Annotated in this window: 12 protein-coding genes and 3 pseudogenes; 11 read left to right on the top strand and 4 right to left on the bottom strand. The window is 63.1% G+C overall.

What is annotated here, in order from left to right:
- Window positions 1-130 precede the first annotated feature (130 nt).
- A pseudogene (locus tag I4J89_RS51995) lies at window positions 131-607 on the top strand (transposase); the annotation flags it as partial.
- Here the strand turns inward: I4J89_RS51995 and I4J89_RS28415 are convergent.
- Window positions 589-1,938 carry a hypothetical protein gene (locus I4J89_RS28415; protein WP_196417140.1) on the bottom strand — a complete coding sequence of 450 codons (1,350 nt, stop codon included), beginning with the start codon at window positions 1,936-1,938 and terminating at the stop codon, window positions 589-591. The pseudogene I4J89_RS51995 and the gene I4J89_RS28415 overlap by 19 nt on opposite strands.
- Window positions 1,939-1,968: 30 nt before the next feature.
- Between I4J89_RS28415 and I4J89_RS52235 the strand changes: the two are divergent.
- The 10 genes and pseudogenes from I4J89_RS52235 to I4J89_RS28370 all read left to right on the top strand — a co-directional run.
- Window positions 1,969-2,364: pseudogene (locus tag I4J89_RS52235) on the top strand (DUF7662 domain-containing protein); the annotation flags it as partial.
- Window positions 2,365-2,530: 166 nt separating this feature from the next.
- Entirely contained in the window at window positions 2,531-2,917 is a 387-nt protein-coding gene (locus I4J89_RS28410) for a GIY-YIG nuclease family protein (RefSeq protein WP_196417139.1), read from the top strand.
- On the top strand, window positions 2,914-3,519 hold the full coding sequence (locus tag I4J89_RS28405) for a hypothetical protein (protein WP_196417138.1): 606 nt from the start codon (window positions 2,914-2,916) through the stop codon (window positions 3,517-3,519). The genes I4J89_RS28410 and I4J89_RS28405 overlap by 4 nt, the downstream gene beginning before the upstream one ends.
- Window positions 3,519-4,454, top strand: coding sequence for a hypothetical protein (locus I4J89_RS28400; RefSeq protein WP_196417137.1), 936 nt, complete (start codon window positions 3,519-3,521; stop codon window positions 4,452-4,454). Before I4J89_RS28405 ends, I4J89_RS28400 begins: the two co-directional genes overlap by 1 nt.
- Window positions 4,455-4,738: 284 nt before the next feature.
- Entirely contained in the window at window positions 4,739-5,062 is a 324-nt protein-coding gene (locus I4J89_RS51990) for a zinc-ribbon domain-containing protein (RefSeq protein WP_196417173.1), read from the top strand.
- A 484-nt stretch (window positions 5,063-5,546) separates the two neighbouring features.
- Window positions 5,547-6,717: pseudogene (locus I4J89_RS28390) on the top strand (IS30 family transposase).
- Window positions 6,718-6,878: 161 nt separating this feature from the next.
- Window positions 6,879-8,489 (top strand): type I restriction-modification system subunit M, encoded by a 1,611-nt coding sequence (locus I4J89_RS28385; protein ID WP_196417136.1) that lies wholly within the window; start codon window positions 6,879-6,881, stop codon window positions 8,487-8,489.
- Window positions 8,476-9,288, top strand: a complete 813-nt coding sequence (locus I4J89_RS28380; protein WP_196417135.1) for a hypothetical protein — start codon at window positions 8,476-8,478, stop codon at window positions 9,286-9,288. Before I4J89_RS28385 ends, I4J89_RS28380 begins: the two co-directional genes overlap by 14 nt.
- Window positions 9,285-9,929 (top strand): restriction endonuclease subunit S, encoded by a 645-nt coding sequence (locus I4J89_RS28375; RefSeq protein WP_196417134.1) that lies wholly within the window; start codon window positions 9,285-9,287, stop codon window positions 9,927-9,929. Before I4J89_RS28380 ends, I4J89_RS28375 begins: the two co-directional genes overlap by 4 nt.
- Window positions 9,926-12,985: a type I restriction endonuclease subunit R gene (locus tag I4J89_RS28370; protein WP_196417133.1), complete on the top strand. Its 3,060-nt coding sequence runs from the start codon at window positions 9,926-9,928 to the stop codon at window positions 12,983-12,985. The genes I4J89_RS28375 and I4J89_RS28370 overlap by 4 nt, the downstream gene beginning before the upstream one ends.
- A gap of 419 nt (window positions 12,986-13,404) precedes the next feature.
- On the opposite strand, the gene I4J89_RS28365 is transcribed toward I4J89_RS28370, so the two are convergent.
- The 3 genes from I4J89_RS28365 to I4J89_RS28355 are packed head-to-tail and all read right to left on the bottom strand — an operon-like array spanning window position 13,405 to window position 16,224.
- On the bottom strand, window positions 13,405-14,946 hold the full coding sequence (locus I4J89_RS28365) for a hypothetical protein (RefSeq protein ID WP_196417132.1): 1,542 nt from the start codon (window positions 14,944-14,946) through the stop codon (window positions 13,405-13,407).
- Window positions 14,943-15,779, bottom strand: a complete 837-nt coding sequence (locus I4J89_RS28360) for a caspase family protein (protein ID WP_196417131.1) — start codon at window positions 15,777-15,779, stop codon at window positions 14,943-14,945. The genes I4J89_RS28365 and I4J89_RS28360 overlap by 4 nt, the downstream gene beginning before the upstream one ends.
- A gap of 4 nt (window positions 15,780-15,783) precedes the next feature.
- Window positions 15,784-16,224 carry a hypothetical protein gene (locus tag I4J89_RS28355; RefSeq protein ID WP_196417130.1) on the bottom strand — a complete coding sequence of 147 codons (441 nt, stop codon included), beginning with the start codon at window positions 16,222-16,224 and terminating at the stop codon, window positions 15,784-15,786.
- Window positions 16,225-16,261 lie beyond the last annotated feature (37 nt).

Below are 16,261 nucleotides of genomic sequence, written 5' to 3'. Positions count from 1 at the left end.
CGCGAAGGCCGCACCAAACGCGAGATCATGCGCAGCCTCAAGCGCTACATCAGCAGGCAACTCTTCCGGACCCTGCAGGGCGCCGACCTGGCCGCCAGCAGCACTTGACAGTTATAGAAGCATCTCAATGAACGTGCGTAATGGCAGCCGTGGCAAGACGGTGATCTCGGACGCCGCCGGTGAAGTTCGGATCGACGTGCCGCGGGATCGGGAGGGCACGTTCGAGCCGCAGATCGTCAATAAACGGCAGCGACGCCTGTCCGAGGTCGACGAGATCGTGTTGTCATTGTATGCGAAGGGAATGACGACCGGGGAGATCTCCGCGACGTCGAGTCTCCGTGGAACGGCGTTCTCGAACGGACATGGGCGCCGCAGATCGATCGTCGTCGCCCCGAAGCTCAGCGGCTTCAACATGCCTCACAACCACGTCGTCGGTGGCCTGCCCACCGCGATCCGCGCCGGCGCGTTGACCGCGCACGCGTCACGTTGGAGGCCTGCAAGTTCGCCGAGACCGACAATCCCCGGACTCTGGAGTCCGACGATGCGGCACCCGGCCTGGAACGTCAGCGCCGGGTGGAGGTTTGCGGGTCAGCTTGTTCGGCGTTGACCTGTCAGGTGCGCGATTTGGGCCTCGAGTTCGGCTACGCGTTGCTCCAGTTGTGCCCGGGCGGGACGGACGCCGGTCCTCTGTTTCACTGCTGCTGTCATCGCAGGCTTCGGTGCTGGCACCAACCAGCCAACTCGCTGAAAGGCGATAATCGGCTGCTCGTAGGTACACAGCCGGCATGTCGTCTGCGGGTCCGGCTCGAGATAGCCTTGCTCGATCTGGCGGAGTGCATGCGCGTATTCCAGCGCACCGAGACAGTCCTTGATCTGCGCGACCCGTGATTTTCGCTGGGCGACTTCGGTGGCGTCGTTCGGTTGCGTTTGCCGGTGGCCGTCGCGAGGATGCCAGTCCAGTGCCGTGACCTGGTTGTCGAGGTGTCCGCATTCCAGCTCCACCGTCCAGTAGCCGACGGTTTCTGGTCCGCGTTTCAGGTGTTCGTCACCGGTCAGTTCCATCGTTGCCCGGGTCAGATAGCGGTACACCCGCCGGTACGGCGCCTCCTGGGCCCGGTGGTCGGTGCAGGCGTAGGTGCCTTCCCGTAGCCGACTGCCGGCCCACGGCCAGGCAATGACGGTGGGCGGTCGAACATCACCGAGGGTGAGAACCTCGACGAGATCGCCGCAGGCCAGCTGCAGCCGCCACCGGAACATCAATTCGGCCTCCGGGAACGACGACCGCAGCAAGCTCCGATCCTCTGCGGCCACGCTCTCCAACGCCGCCGTGCGGCGCTTCTGGTACTCGCGCAGCACCACGGCGAGCGTCCGGGCCCGACCGGGCAGGCGCTGCTCCAGCTCGCGGCGTTCGTACGTGGTGCCCGCGAGTTTCGCCTGCCGTACGCGCCGCTCCGCCCCGTCGTTGAGGATCTGCGCGATCTGGCGCCGCTGTTCGGGGCTGAGCGGGGGCGGTGGGCAGCATCGTGCACAATGCGTGACGCTGCTGCCCTGCATGGTCCATCGCAACGCGTGGCAGACCGGATGCCGTTCGTTGAAGGCCTGTTCCGCGGCCGCGTGCAAGGCCCGTTCCTTGTCGGTGAAGAAGCCGGTTCCCTTGCCGACCCACGACGGCGGCGCCACCTGCGGAAGGAGTTCCTGCCCGCAGCCCCGGCACGGCGCACCGGCAATCAGTTCCTCGTAGCTCAGCCGATCCGCATCCGTATACACCGGCAGGGAACCGACTTCACACTCAGTTGAATCCGTCGTGCCCGTGGACACCATCCGGTTCAGCTCGCCGTCCCTGCGGCATTGCGGGCAGTACGGTGTGCCGTCGTCTGCGGTGGCGGGCAGCCGTCGCAGGGCGGCTTTGGAGATCAGCGTTCGGTGCGACACGGCCACGGACTCCCAGCGACCGGAAAAGTCCAGCGTATGCGCCGGTCGCGCACCGACGGAATCCCGCCCGCGAGTGACTGTCCATCGGCCTGCTTAGTGGTTGCGACCGTCCGGCCGGAACGGCACGGTGGATGGCCTGGCGGGGAGGGTCACTGCGATCACGCCCGGCTACAGGTTCGGGCGATCGATCCCGGCGGGAGGTTGTCGATGCCCGGAAAGTACGAGCCGCTGACCCGGGCACTACGGGCGGCGGCCGACCGGGGCCAGGATTCTGTGGAGTTCGGCTTCGATCAGATCGCGGACCTGGTCGGTGGGCTCCCGCCGTCCGTCATGCTGCGTCAGTGGTGGGCGAACACCAACCACAGCCAGGCGCTGGCCTGGCACGCCGCGCAGTTCCGCGTCGAGCAGGTGTACCTGGACCGCCGCCGGATCCGCTTCGCCCGCCAGGCTGCACGACACCCGACACCGCGTGGTGTGGCACCGTCGCCGGGGGCTGTTCCGGCACGGTCGCCGGTGCCGGTCCCGGCGCTACGTGGTGTCGCCGGCGAGGCGCCGGTTGACGTGCGGGTGCGGCTGAGCTGGATCGGCCGGGGGCACCGTGGTCCTCGACGCCGGGAAACCAGCGTTCCCCCGCCTGGACCCGTCACCTGGGATCTACCGCCTGACGTTCACCAGCACCGCGGCTCAGCCGGCGACGCGCCTCTACATCGGCGAGACGGAGAACCTGCACCGCCGGCTGTCCGTGAACTACCGCCATCCTGGCCCCAGCCAGCAGACCAATGTGCGGATCAACGCCCTGCTCCGCGAACAGCTCACCGCCGGCGGCGCCGTATGTCTCGCGGCGGCGACATCCGCGACGGTGTGGATCGGCAATCAGGAACAGCACCTGGACCTGACCGGACGCAACGGCCGGCTGCTCGCGGAGAGCGCCGCACTCGTGTACGCCCGCGCCGCCGGCGACGCGCAGGTCGTGAACCTCGGATGACCGGCATCGCTGATCCCGAGCGGATGACGACGCTGCTCGGCGCACTGGAGGAGTACCGCACGGCACGATCGACGCTGCTGGAATCGCTGGGACTACCCCAGTCGAATCGGGACCCGCTTGCCGGGTTCAGCGAAGCACTGGTCCAGACCCTGCTCGGCGGTACCCTTGCCGCTAACCCGGTCCAAGCCGACTACGACCTGATTCTCCCCGACGGTGCGAAGGTGCAGGTGCGGTACCTCGCCAACGGGGCCGGGCCGTGGGTGAACGAACATCGGGTGTACGTCATCGACGATGTCCCGTATTACGCCCTGGTCATCTTCGAAGCGTTCCGGGTGGCGGGTGTGCTGGTGTTCCCCACCGCCCGGCTCGCCGTCATCGGCGCGGCCCTGGGCAAGAAGCACCCCCGCACGGACGAACAGCTGCAACTGACCCGGCGCACCTGGCAGACCATCCGCGACGACACGGCACAGTTCCACGGCCTTGGCATGCGCATCTGGCTGCGGGATCCGTCGCAAAGGCTGCTGGTCGGTACCGGAAATCCAGCGAGCACCCCCGCGGCGACCGACGCCGATCGCGATCCGACCGCCCCGAGCGGCATCTGATGGGTTTCGACGCCTCGCGGTTCGTGGTGGGTGACGAGTGGGTCTACCGGGCCCGCGACGCCGCGGCATCGGAACGGGTGCGGATCCAGGCCGTCATCCCGAAGAAGGCCAGCGCCCGGATCGGGGTGTTCTTCGTCGACGATCCGGCGGGGCGGGTGGAGAACGTGCCGGGATCGCGGCTGCGAGTGCCGTGGAGCGGTGTCGCGGCCTACGACGCGGTGATGGCGAACTGGCGTCGGATCGACGACCGGCCGCTCGACAGCGTCGAGGAGGCGGGCGTGGAGGTGGTGTTCGACTTGCTCATCCCGGAGAACGTGGCGTCGGTCGCGTGGTCGCCGGTGTCCGGCGCCACTGAGTTGCGCGACCGCGCCGAGCTAGAGGCGGTGATCGGTCTGCCGGTCGAGGAGATCCTGGCGGGTATCGCCTGGTTCGAGCTGGACGGCACGTTGATGCTGTCGCCGGCCCGGCACGCTGCTGATCGCCGAGGCCGCCTGCCGGGCGCGCTCCCGCGGGCGGTCCTCGACCTAGTCGTCGAGGAGGAGGTTCAGGCCCGGCACAAGTGCAAGCACGGCGCCGACGCGATCAACTCCCTGACCGGGAAGCGCACCTTTCCGGAGGAGGAGTACGCCTGGTACCGGCGCTTCGACCGGCCGCGGCACGAGCTGCTGCGGCAGTGGTGCGGGCATCGGGCCGTCAGCGCCCACGAGCGGCTCGCGGCAGCGGAGGCGGAGGTCCAGCGGCTCGACGTGCTCGTCACCGAGCTGATCCAGCACCTCGACCAGGCCGGCGAGACGTTCCATGCCCGCCGGTTCGCCGAAGAGCACGAGCGCGACCGCATCACCGCGTACACCGTGCGGCCGGTCGTCGACCGGCCGCTGCACCCGTCCGAGATGCCGGTCCGCGAGGTTCCCGTCCGTCGCCGGTGGAGCTGCTGACCGGCGGGTGTCGGCCGGGTTCGGCGGTGTGCCGCGCCGTGGCCGTACCGCCCGCCGGGGCCGGTCCGGCGGGGGAGCGGTGCCCGAGGAACGGCCCTTATGGTGTACTCCCTCGCTCAGACGCCACCGTCGGCGCGGCCCAAGTCTGAGCTTGCGGAATCCGCAGTCGCGCCCGCCGACGTGGTGCTCTACCTGAACTTCAGCGGCGGACAAGATGTGACCACCACAGATCCCGTGACCACGTGTGGTTCGCCGAGGTCAGCGCGTGAACGGGCGGCTCGAGGATTGGGTACCCGAGCTGCGCGGGAAGCAAGTCTCCGTCAGCAAACTCCCTCACTGACCTTTATCCGCGGATCGCCAGCGAGTGGCACTACGAGCGCAACAGCACACTGACACCCGACCGCATCGCAAGTGGCAGCAGCGAGCTCGTGTGGTGGCGCTGTACGGCGGGACCCGCCCGCGAATGGCAGGCGCTGGTGTCAGGCCGTAGCCGGCACGGCTATGGCTGTCCTGCTGCGCTGGCCTCCAGCTCTCGATCACCAACTCGCTGGCTGCGCGATTTTCGGACATCGCCCTCGAGATGGATCCCGTACTCAGCGGCGGGTTGACGGCCGCCCAGGTCATCTCTGGCGCCATCAAAAAGCGTGGTGGCAATGCACATTCGTCCCCGAGCACACCTGGCCGGCGAGCCTCGACAGCCGCACCCACATGCAAAGCGCCTGCTCTGCTTGCGCGTCTTACCGATACAACGCCGCGTTATCGAGTTTGTCTACTTTCTGGGGCGGCGTGGAAGGTCAGGCCAGAACGCAAGATCGGCATCACCAACGTCCTCCAAAGTGCGTCTCGCTGAGCATCGCCGGGGCGGGTGGCAAGTCCTGGACGCCTCGCCGGCGTTCGCAGGCATCGCGGCGCAGCGAGTCGGGGGCGACTTCCTCGCGATTCTCGACCGCATGGCCGTCCGCAAGAGTCGCCACAACACCCTCGATGGAGACCGCTTCGGCGGGTGCAACGAGACCTGGAACTACCGCCGGGCGGGTTCTAGGGCGGGTTCTAGTCCTTGTCGCAACACACCTGATCATGAGAGGCGTGTTGATGGCACGACGCGGGCGCAAGCGCCGACTTGAGGTAGAGGCTGAAGTACTGGCGGCTGTTGCAGTCGGGGGTCGGGACGTTCGAGGCATGCCGCCTCGTCGGCATTGGCCACAAGACCGGGTACCGCTGGCGTCATGAGAATGGTGGGGTGCCGCCGGCCAGGCTTGCCGAAGCGGCACGTTCGGGTCGCTATCTGTCGTTGTTGGAGCGCCAGCGGATCGCGACGTTGCGGGCTCAAGGCCTATCAATGCGAGCGATCGCCGACCGGCTCGGTCGGGCACCGTCGACGGTCAGCCGGGAACTGCGCCGCAATGTGCGCCCGCACGACCGCGGGGTTTACGACGGTGACCTGGCGCACGCCAGGGCCCGCCAGCGTGCACACCGTCCGCGGACAAGCCGTGTCCTCGCTGATGCCGAGCTACGGCAGTTGGTGCAGGGCAGACTGGAGCAGGAGTGGAGCCCGCAGCAGATCGCCGCCTGGTTGCGGCTGGTTCATCCGACCCGCGCCGACTGGCATGTCTGCCACGAGACGATCTACCAGGCGCTTTACCGGGGCGATCGTGGGCTTAGCCGCCGGCTAACCCGCCACTTGCGCACGGGTCGTCCGCTGCGTAAACGGCGCCGCCGCGCCGACCAGCGTCGCTGCCGGTTCATCGCGCCCGCGCTGCTGATTGAGCACCGTCCACCGGTCGTCGAAGACCGAATCCGTATCGGCGACTGGGAAAGGGACCTGATCGTCGGCAGGCAGAACCGGTCCGCGATTGCCACCCTGGTCGACCGCACCAGCCGCTTCCTGCGCTTGGTTCATCTTCCTGGCGAACGCACCGCGGAGAACGTCCGCGATGCACTACTCGCCGTGTTGAGCGAGCTCCCAGCCCAAGTCCGGCTCAGCCTGACCTGGGATCAGGGATCGGAAATGGCCTGCCACGACCAGATCGCTCCGCTGCTCCGCGACGGCGTCTTCTTCGCTCATCCAGGGCGGCCCTGGCAGCGAGGGTCCAACGAAAACACCAACGGACTGCTACGGCAGTACTTCCCCAAGCGCACAGATCTGTCCGTGCACACCGCCGCCGATCTGCGCGCCGTCGAGCAACGCCTGAACCACAGGCCCCGAAAGGTCCTGGGCTGGCGAACCCCAACCGAGGTCTTCATCGCCGCCATGACACCCTAGATCGACCACTGTTGCGACGAGTGCTCGAATCCGCCCGGAACCACGTGGTCAGTTTTCAGGCCGAGCCGACACCAGCGCACCCTCACTGAGAGGCGTCCACGAGCGTGCCGAGAGCTATCGGTAACACGAGATGTCGGCGAGCTCTGGTAATACTTCACCTTGTGACGACTGAGCCGGCTTGGACCACCGCTGCTGAGGACCGCAGGAAGGAGCGGGAGCGAGCTGAACTTCACCGCGTGATCTGGAAGATCGCCAACGACCTGCGTGGAAGCGTGGATGGCTGGGACTTCAAGGCGTATGTGCTAGGGATACTGTTCTACCGGTTCATTTCCGAGAACCTGACGGCCTACCTCAACGAGGCCGAGCGCCGTGCAGGCGTCGAGGACTTCGACTACCGCTACCTGTCCAACGCCGATGCAGAGGCCGGGCGCGAGGAGACAGTCAAGGAGAAGGGCTTCTTCATCCTCCCCCAGGACCTCTTCGCTAACGTCCGTGAGCGGGCCAGCACGGACGAGAATCTGAACGAGACTCTGACGCGGGTGTTCACCAACATCGAAGCCAGCTCGGTCGGCGCCGCTTCCGAGGACGACATCAAGGGCCTCTTCGCCGACCTCGACGTCAACAGCGGCAAGCTCGGCCCCACCGTCGCGAAGCGCAACGAGAAGCTGGTCAAGCTCCTCGACGCAATCGGGTCGTTGAACTTCGGTAACGACGAGTTCAACGAGAACACCATCGACCTGTTCGGTGACGCATATGAGTACCTGATGCAGATGTATGCGTCCTCGGCCGGCAAGTCTGGCGGGGAGTACTACACACCGCAGGAGGTTTCCGAGCTGCTCGCGAGGATCACCGTGGTCGGCAAGACCGAGGTGAACAAGGTCTACGACCCCGCCTGCGGCTCAGGTTCGCTGCTCCTGAAGTTCAAGAAGGTGCTCCCCAATGGGGTCCGGCAGGGCTACTTCGGTCAAGAGATCAACCTGACCACATACAACCTATGCCGGATTAACATGTTCCTGCACGACATCCCATACGAGAAGTTCGACATCGCCCACGGCGACACGCTGATCGACCCGTACCACTGGGATGACGAGCCGTTCGAGGCGATCGTCTCCAACCCGCCCTACTCCACGCGCTGGGAAGGTGACTCGAACCCGCTGCTGATCAACGACGAGCGGTACGCCCCCGCCGGTGTGCTGGCGCCGAAGGCGAAAGCTGACCTGGCGTTCACGATGCACATGCTCTCGTGGTTGGCGGTCAACGGCACAGCCGCGATCGTCGAGTTCCCCGGTGTGCTCTATCGCGGCGGTGCGGAGCAGAAGATCCGCAAGTACCTCATCGACAACAACTACGTCGACACCGTCATCCAGCTCCCGCCGGACCTCTTCTTCGGGGTGACGATCGCAACTTGCATCATCGTGCTGAAAAAGTCGAAGGTCGATAGCCGGGTACTCTTCATCGACGCCTCAGCAGAGTTCACCAGGCAGGGCAACAAGAACAAGCTCACCGGAGTGAACCAGGCCAAGATTTTGGAAGCCTTCACCCACCGCGAGGCCTTGCCCCACTTCGCGACCCTGGTCGACTACGAGATTATCCGCGACAACAACTACAACATCGCGGTCAGTTCCTACGTCCAAGCCAAAGACACCCGCGAAGTGGCTGATATCAAGGCGTTGAACGCCGAAATCGCGCGTATTGTTGACCGGCAATACAGTCTGCGCACCCAAATAGACGCCATTGTCGCCGCCCTGGAATCCGACGATGCGCCTCGGTGACCTGCTGTCCAAAGCCCCCGCCAAAGAAGAGGCACAGGTTGAGGGCTTCCTCAACGGCCGTGGCTTGAGTTGGGGACAACACAAGACGATTGACGCCGGTCAGGTTTTCCTCAACTTCCTGTGCAAGACCTGCGGAGTTGTTCGGACGTTCATGTCGGGTAAGAAGCTGTCCTGTCTGGGGGTCGGCGATCGCGTGGTGAGCATCGACGCATGCCTCAAGTGTCTAGCATGCGAGTCGATCGTAGAAGCTTGGTTCCTCGTTGTCTCCAGGAATGAGCTGCACGCGCAAGCGCCAATCGTTCGCTTAGAGCGCTACGTGGACAACCGGCGCGACAGGGCTAGTCGAATCGGCGTCGGAGCGGGCGGCTTCGACGATCTGCTGGAGCGTGCGCAGGTTGCGTACGAGGAGCAGCTTGGTGCCGGAGCCATGATCTATCTTCGAAAGATCTTCGAAGCGCTCACAAACCAAGTCGCCGCCGTCGCTCAAATTTCAACCACCGAGAATAACGGCCATCGCAAGTCATTTCGAAAACTCCTGAAGGAGGTCGACGAGGAGCATCACATCATTCCGTTGGCATTTTCCAGCGATGGATACAAATTATTTAGCGAGTTAAGTGAAATCGTTCATGGCGACTCAAGCGAAGAAGTAGCCCTGCTAAAGTACGAGCCCTGCCGAAGCCTGGTCACCGGCATCATCCGGAACGTCGCCAACGATCAGGAAATGAAAAGGGCAATCAAGGAACTCGGCTGGAATGTGACGGCACTAGACATGCCGTCGAATGGAGAAACAGCGTCATGAGCGAGATTCACAGGCTGCTTGCCGAGCACTGCCCGAACGGGGTCCCGATCAAGCGACTCGGCGAGATCGGCACGTTCGCTCGAGGGCGCCGATTCACCAAGTCTGACATTGTAGAAGTCGGCATCCCGTGCATCCATTACGGAGAGATCTACACAGCGTACGGCGTGTCCACGCATGCGACCGTCTCGCATGTGAGGGAGGACCTCCGTGACCAGTTGCGTTACGCCCTGCCAGGGGACGTGATCATCGCCGGTGTCGGAGAGACGGTCGAGGCCGTGGGCAAGGCCGTGGCATGGCTCGGCGAAGGAGAGGTCGCGATCCACGATGACTCGTTTCTGTTCCGGAGCGAACTCAACCCAACATACGTTTCGTACTATTTCCAGACCAACGCCTTCCATGCGGAGAAGGAGCAGCATGTCGCCCGCGCCAAGGTGAAGAGGCTCTCCAGCAGAGGTCTGAGCAGGGTCACCATCCCGGTTCCTCCACCTGAGGTTCAAAGCGAAATCGTACGGATCCTTGACCGGTTCGATGCGTTAGCGAGCGATCTGACGTTGGATCTGCTAGCTGAGATCGAGGCTCGGCGGAAGCAGTACGAGTACTACAGGGACAAGTTGCTGACGTTCGAGGAGCGGCTAGCATGAGTCAGGGCGGCGGGGTGGAGGCACCGGACTCGGCGCTGCGATATGAGCCGATCGCAATAAGTGACGAATCCACGGTCGTTGCGGCGTACGAGCCGGACGATGGTGTCGATCAGGGTTACCAGTCCGAGGCGGAGCTTGAGGCCGAGTTCATTGAGCTGCTGGGACAGCAGGCATATGAGCGACTTAGCATCGCATCGGCGACTGACTTGCAGGTAAACCTCCGTCGTCAGCTGGAGCTTTTGAACAATGTGGCCTTTAGCGACGACGAGTGGAGATGGTTTTTCGCCACGAAGATTGCCTCGAGGAATGAGGGCATCGTCGAGAAGGCGGCGCGCATCCATGAGGACTGGATCCAGGTTCTTGCGCGTGACGACGGCACTAGCAAGAACATCAAGCTGATCGACAAGTCGAACATCCATGCCAACCGACTCCAAGTGATCAACCAGTACGAGACGGTGGGTGAGGGTGCCGGGAGGCCTCGCAAGCACCGCTATGACGTGACGATCCTGGTCAACGGGCTGCCGCTGGTGCATGTCGAGCTAAAGCGGCGTGGGGTGCCCTTGAAGGAGGCGTTCAATCAGATCAACCGCTACCAACGGGAGTCGTTCTGGGCTGATGCCGGGCTGTTCGAATATGTCCAGATCTTCGTGATCTCCAACGGCACGCACACCAAGTACTATGCGAACACGACTCGTGCCCGAAAGGTGGCTGAGTCCGAGGGCGGCAAGCGAAGGCGGAAGCAGGCATCGAATTCGTTCGAGTTCACCTCGTGGTGGACTGATGCGGAAAATCGGCGCATCGGCGACCTCACTGCGTTTACGCGGACATTCTTTTCCAAGCACACGCTGCTGAACGTGTTGACGAAGTACTGTGTCTTCGATGTCTCTCGTACCCTGTTAGTGATGCGGCCTTACCAGATTGTGGCGGCTGAGCGGATCCTGCGGCGAGTGGTGTCCTCGGCGAAGGCGATGGGACCAAAGGCCGGCGGCTACATCTGGCATACCACCGGGTCTGGAAAGACGCTGACATCGTTCAAGACCGCGCAGCTCGCGTCGAAGATTGATGACATCGACAAGGTCATCTTCGTAGTGGACCGGAAAGATCTCGACTACCAGACGATGCTGGAGTACAACCGCTTCGAGAAGGACTCGGTCAACGGATCACGCTCGACCGCGGAGCTCAAGCGGCAACTCCAAGACCAGAACGCCTCGATCGTTGTCACAACGATCCAGAAGCTGTCACGGTTCATCGATCAGAACAAAGGCCACGAGATCACCAAGGGCCGCGTGGTGTTGATCTTCGACGAGTGCCACCGAAGCCAATTCGGGGATATGGGGACCGCGGTGCGCAAGGCGTTCCGCCGCTCACACCTCTTCGGGTTCACTGGAACCCCGATCTTCCCGCAGAACGCCGGCGGGGCGACAACGCACACCACCGAGACGGTCTTCGGCGACCGACTGCACAGCTACACGATTCTGGACGCGATCAACGACGGAAACGTGTTACCTTTCCGCGTCTCCTACCAAAACACCGTGCGGGCGGCGGACGACGTGGGGGACAAGCAAGTCGCCGGTATCGACACCGAAGAACTGCTGCGCCATCCCGAGCGAATCCGGAAGATCGTCGCGTACATCCTCGACCACTTCGATACCAAGACCATGCGTACCCACGGGTACAGCCTCGGTGAAAAGCGGGTACGTGGCTTCAACTCGATGCTGGCAACGGCGTCAATCCCCGCGTTGAAGATCTATTATGACGAGTTCGCTCGGCAGCAGACCGAGCGTGTGGCCGCGGATCCGTCCTACCAGCTACTGAAGATCGCCACAATTTTTAGCTACGCGGTCAACGAGGACGAGGAGGTCGGCGGCATCCTCGGTGATGAGGCGATGGATGCGGACCGGCTCGATGCGTCCTCTCGCAACTTCCTCGATCGCGCGATCAGTGACTACAACGCCGCCTTCGGCACGACGTATGACACCTCGGCGGCGAAGTTCGAGAACTACTACAAGGACCTTGCGCGCCGAGTCAAGGATCGCGACGTCGATCTGGTTATCGTGGTCAATATGTTCCTGACGGGGTTCGACGCAACGACATTGAACACGCTGTGGGTGGACAAAAACCTTAAGTCCCACGGGCTGATCCAAGCGTTCTCCCGTACCAATCGGGTCCTCAACTCAGTCAAGGCTTACGGCAACATCGTCTGCTTCCGCAACCTGGAGGAGGCTGTCGACGATGCCCTGGTGCTCTTCGGTAACTCCGAGGCCAACGAAGTGGTGTTGCTAAAGCCGTACACCCACTATCATGCCGCGTACGTCAGCCTGGTTGAGCAACTCCTGGAGCAATGCCCACCCGGAGCGGAGCCATTCGGGGAAACTCAAGAGAAGGCGTTCGTCGTTCTCTTCGGCCGGATCCTCAGGTTACGCAACATCCTGGCCTCCTTCGACGAGTTCGCTCATGACGAGTCGCTGCCACAGAGGCAACTGCAGAACTACACGAGCGTCTACAACGCACTGTGGGAGAAGCATCGCAAGCGAGACACCGGCGGGAGGGAGTCGCTCCTCGACGGTGTTATTTTTGAGATCGAGCTTATCAAGCAGGTCGAGGTCAATTTCGACTACATCCTGATGCTGATACAGAGGTGGCGTGACGAGGGCAGGGCGACTCTGGACACGGAAGGCAGGATGCCGCTCCGCGCCATCGAGGACGCCATCGATGCCAGTCCATCGCTGCGAAACAAGAAGGATCTCGTCATGGAATTTGTGGACTCCATGTCGGTCACCAGCGACGTCAACGACGACTGGCGAGTCTTCGTCACCCAACGACGAGAAGCTGAACTAGCCGAGATCATCGACGCCGAGCGACTTCGACCCGAGCAGACGAAGTCGTTTATTCAAGCGGCCTTCCGCGACGGCGCGCTCGCAACCAACGGAACGGCGATCACTCAGGTCCTGCCGCCGGTCTCGCGCTTCGCGAAGGACGGCAATCTCGGCGCAAAGAAGGAGCGCGTAATCACGAAGCTGACCGAATACTTCGAGCGCTTCTCCAAGTTGATCTGAACAGGCATTCCCTGTCGGTGATTACCCGGCCTTTCCGGTCCGACTGAGCTCGCCAGTCGATATTTGTTCTGCTGCCGTGGCGGCCGGCTCGCGATCCGGCACGACGGTGCCCGACCACGATCCGACTCCCGAGGACAGCGATCGAGCTGAAGCGCTACTGCGCGCCTCGTTGCGTCACCAAGGCATGACTTCCTGTCGGTCATGCGGCGGGTTCACACGTAGCCGAAGTCCCAGACGAGGCCGGCGGTCGGGTAGGCGGCCCGCTGCCGGCGCAGGTGGGCGCGCAGCATGGTGACGGTCTGCCGGTCAAGGCGATGGTGCGGCGGTTGGCCGCGGATTTGGGCGGCCTTGCGCTGCGGGTCGCACGGTAGCTGAACTGCTCTCCCCGCAGTCGGCGGCCGACATGGCACCAACGGATCTCAAGTTTCGGACAGGTAGCGCTGCAAGCCCAGTGCCTTAAGGTCTACGCTGACCCGTTCGAGAGGCGGGCCCTCGCCTCGTGCCGCTGTCTGGTGCTCGACGATTGCGGCGCTGATGCCCGGAATTAGCTCCTCCGGAGGTTCTACGCCATGGTGATTGAACACGCTAGGTATAACCTCGCCTACGCGTTCTCGCCAGGCTTGGTCGGTGCAAAATTCAATTCCCCGTTTTCGGGGGATCGCCATGCATCGCTCGGCGACCGGGCATGAATTTATCGGTCGACGCCAATCTAGCTGGCCGTAGCAGGCGATATGTTTGTCGAATGCTAGCTGTGTCAGCATATGTTCCATGATGGCTGCCATCTGGCGAAGGACTACCCGGCTTTCTGAGCGTTGCTTCTCGGTTGGCCCGTCGCCCTCATAAAGGATGGTGAACCAATCGTAGCCCTGCGGCGTCTCGAGTGCGCAGACCGGTTGGGTGATCTGTTGTTCTAGCATGAGAGGGGAGAGAAGCGCACGATCCGCGTTAGTGAGCATGGTGCCCATGTTCGATAAGCTAGACTCAAGTAGATCGATTTCGGCCAGAAGGTCGGGCAGCAATGGCGTGAAATCCGCGAGTGCCGTGTCGTTAAGGGTGGACATAAATTGCTGGTGTTCGGTGAGGCTTAGGCGGATAACATCCATGGTCTCGCCAAAAAGGCGAGGCAGAATCGGCAAGCCGATCTCACTGAGATACGTGTCGCAGTTGGCTGCCGTCATCGCTCGGGACCAGAAGCGCTCGTAGTCGTTGAACAATTGCCAGGCGAGCCGGCCTGCGGTGACATCGCGCTGGGCCAGGTCGGCGGTCATGCTCGCAAAGGACTTGGGCAGGCGTTTGGCTTTCGGCAAAATCCGATGGTCGTAGCAGGCGGCGAGAAGGAGAAACGGCATCAAGGACATGAGCTCCTCGTCGCGTAAGTCACCGATTCCGCGCCCCGTTGCTTCGGCGAGTACCCACAGTGGCCAGGTGTATACGAGGCTGTCGACTGTCTGCGGCACCTCACGCTTAAAATTGTGCGTCATTTCTGCCGCACACCATGCCATTGCCTCGTAGATCGCGTGCAAACCTAAGCCGAGAGAGACGGTGTAGTCAATTCCTTCCAATTCCACGTGTAAGGTGCCGGTGCGATCCAGGTGAACGTGGGCAATGCGGGTATCGGCCTTTGCGTAGGCCGCGTACCAGTCTGCGGGCCACGCCTCCCAGCTGGCCTTGAGCGTCGCGAACTGCTCGAAATACGAGTCGGCCATCAGGCCGCCGACATCGACGGAATCACGTAGCAGGCTTTTCAGATTCGTGAAACAGTTCCGGCGATATTGTGATAGGAACACGCCAGTCGGCAATGAACTAAACTGTAAATAGTGCGTCCATTCATGCCGATATATGTCATTTGTAGTGATCGGCCCTCCGGCGCCGGTAGGCACCGCTTCGGCGGTCAACCGAATTACCTGGTCGGCGCTACGCGTGTCAGCGAGCACCTTGTAGAGCGACTGGCTGGCGATCATCGGCCCTTTGACCCCCCTACGAACAGCTGTTGGTCGGCGAGGCGCCCTTCCAGGATCGGCAGTTGCTGCCCGTTGGTATCGCCCAACACCGCTTGTGCCAAGTGGGTGTAGCCGACACCGATCGGCACACCGGACGGTGCGCCGTCCCTCCGCTCGGCGAGCAGGCGTAGCAAGTGGTAGGTGAAGATGCCGTGGCCGAGCGTGTCTCGTTCGAGGGCCGACTGATGGGGGCCACAAGCCATGAGGATCGTGAAGCCGTCGCCAATCTCGTGCTGCCCTCCACCGGGCAGCGAAACGGCGACGTTGAACCCGATGTCTGTCAGGGCTAGCCTGCGCCTGATGAGCGGGCCATCGATTCCACGGGAGCGGGTACCGTCGGCAAATCCCACGCCCCCGCCGGCATGGCAGCAGTCAAAGATGAGGGTGACGTTGCGAGCTCGGATACGCTTTCGAACGACCGGAAGCTCGCTGCTCAGTGAGAACCCTGTTGAGTACAGACGATCAAGGTCAACGTCCGAGGGTAAAAGATAGGCCTCGGGTGCAGCATGGGGGTCGCCGTCGGGCAGCAACTCACGAGCCCCGTGTCCGGCGAAGAACGCCACTACGTTGTCCTCCGGTCCCGCCTCGGCAAGCCATCCTCCCAGCGACTCTCGGAGGTTCGCGGTCGAGGCGTCTTGGTCGACCAACAACCGCGATCGGACCGACCCGACCTCGCGGCCTCGGACTGCCGCGTCGTGGAAGGCGATCGCGTCGGCACCCGCCCACCTCAGGTCCTTGATAGCCGCCGATCGATACAGATTTACCCCGATAGACAGAATGAAGGAAGTGCTCATTCGTCTAGTCTCTCGTCCAGAACCCGTTGTGCACAGCTATGGCGGCGGCTACACCATCCTCATTAGCGTCAAGGAAGATGAACGGCCACCTCAACGACCTGTCGGCTCGGATCGTCTCGATCTGCTGGAGGATGCGAGAGGACAAGACCAACGTGTCCCGGTCGGGCGACTGAATACCTCGCCGCAGGAGAAACAGCGCCAGAGGACGCCTCGCGTACGCCGACTCATACCTGCCCGTGAAACGCCGCAAAAGCTCCGCGGGCTCCAGGAAGAGTGACCAGCAGAGCCCCGGATCGGCTCGCCCGGCCTGCTCAAAAGTCAGGAAACCTAGCAGGCAGTCGAATCCTGGGCGATCGCCGACGTGCCGCCTCGCCGCGTCCCGCACGACCCTCATCGCGGCGATGCGCTCCGGCGGAATACCGCGGGCGTCCTTCGGTGCAGACATCGTCCCTGAAGGATAGCCGCTGGACGGTCCATTGCTC

The sequence above is a fragment of the Actinoplanes aureus genome (assembly GCF_015704865.1).
Lineage (GTDB): Bacteria > Actinomycetota > Actinomycetes > Mycobacteriales > Micromonosporaceae > Actinoplanes > Actinoplanes aureus.
This window is presented reverse-complemented; position numbering and strand designations above follow the sequence as displayed.

What these genes read in the sequence shown, in the direction of transcription:
- I4J89_RS28405 (WP_196417138.1), top strand. Translation starts at nt 2,914, where the DNA reads ATGACCGGCATCGCTGATCCCGAGCGGATGACGACGCTGCTCGGCGCA.
- I4J89_RS28400 (WP_196417137.1), top strand. Translation starts at nt 3,519, where the DNA reads ATGGGTTTCGACGCCTCGCGGTTCGTGGTGGGTGACGAGTGGGTCTAC.
- I4J89_RS28380 (WP_196417135.1), top strand. Translation starts at nt 8,476, where the DNA reads ATGCGCCTCGGTGACCTGCTGTCCAAAGCCCCCGCCAAAGAAGAGGCA.
- I4J89_RS28375 (WP_196417134.1), top strand. Translation starts at nt 9,285, where the DNA reads ATGAGCGAGATTCACAGGCTGCTTGCCGAGCACTGCCCGAACGGGGTC.
- I4J89_RS28370 (WP_196417133.1), top strand. Translation starts at nt 9,926, where the DNA reads ATGAGTCAGGGCGGCGGGGTGGAGGCACCGGACTCGGCGCTGCGATAT.
- I4J89_RS28365 (WP_196417132.1), bottom strand. Translation starts at nt 14,946, where the DNA reads ATGATCGCCAGCCAGTCGCTCTACAAGGTGCTCGCTGACACGCGTAGC.
- I4J89_RS28360 (WP_196417131.1), bottom strand. Translation starts at nt 15,779, where the DNA reads ATGAGCACTTCCTTCATTCTGTCTATCGGGGTAAATCTGTATCGATCG.
- I4J89_RS28355 (WP_196417130.1), bottom strand. Translation starts at nt 16,224, where the DNA reads ATGTCTGCACCGAAGGACGCCCGCGGTATTCCGCCGGAGCGCATCGCC.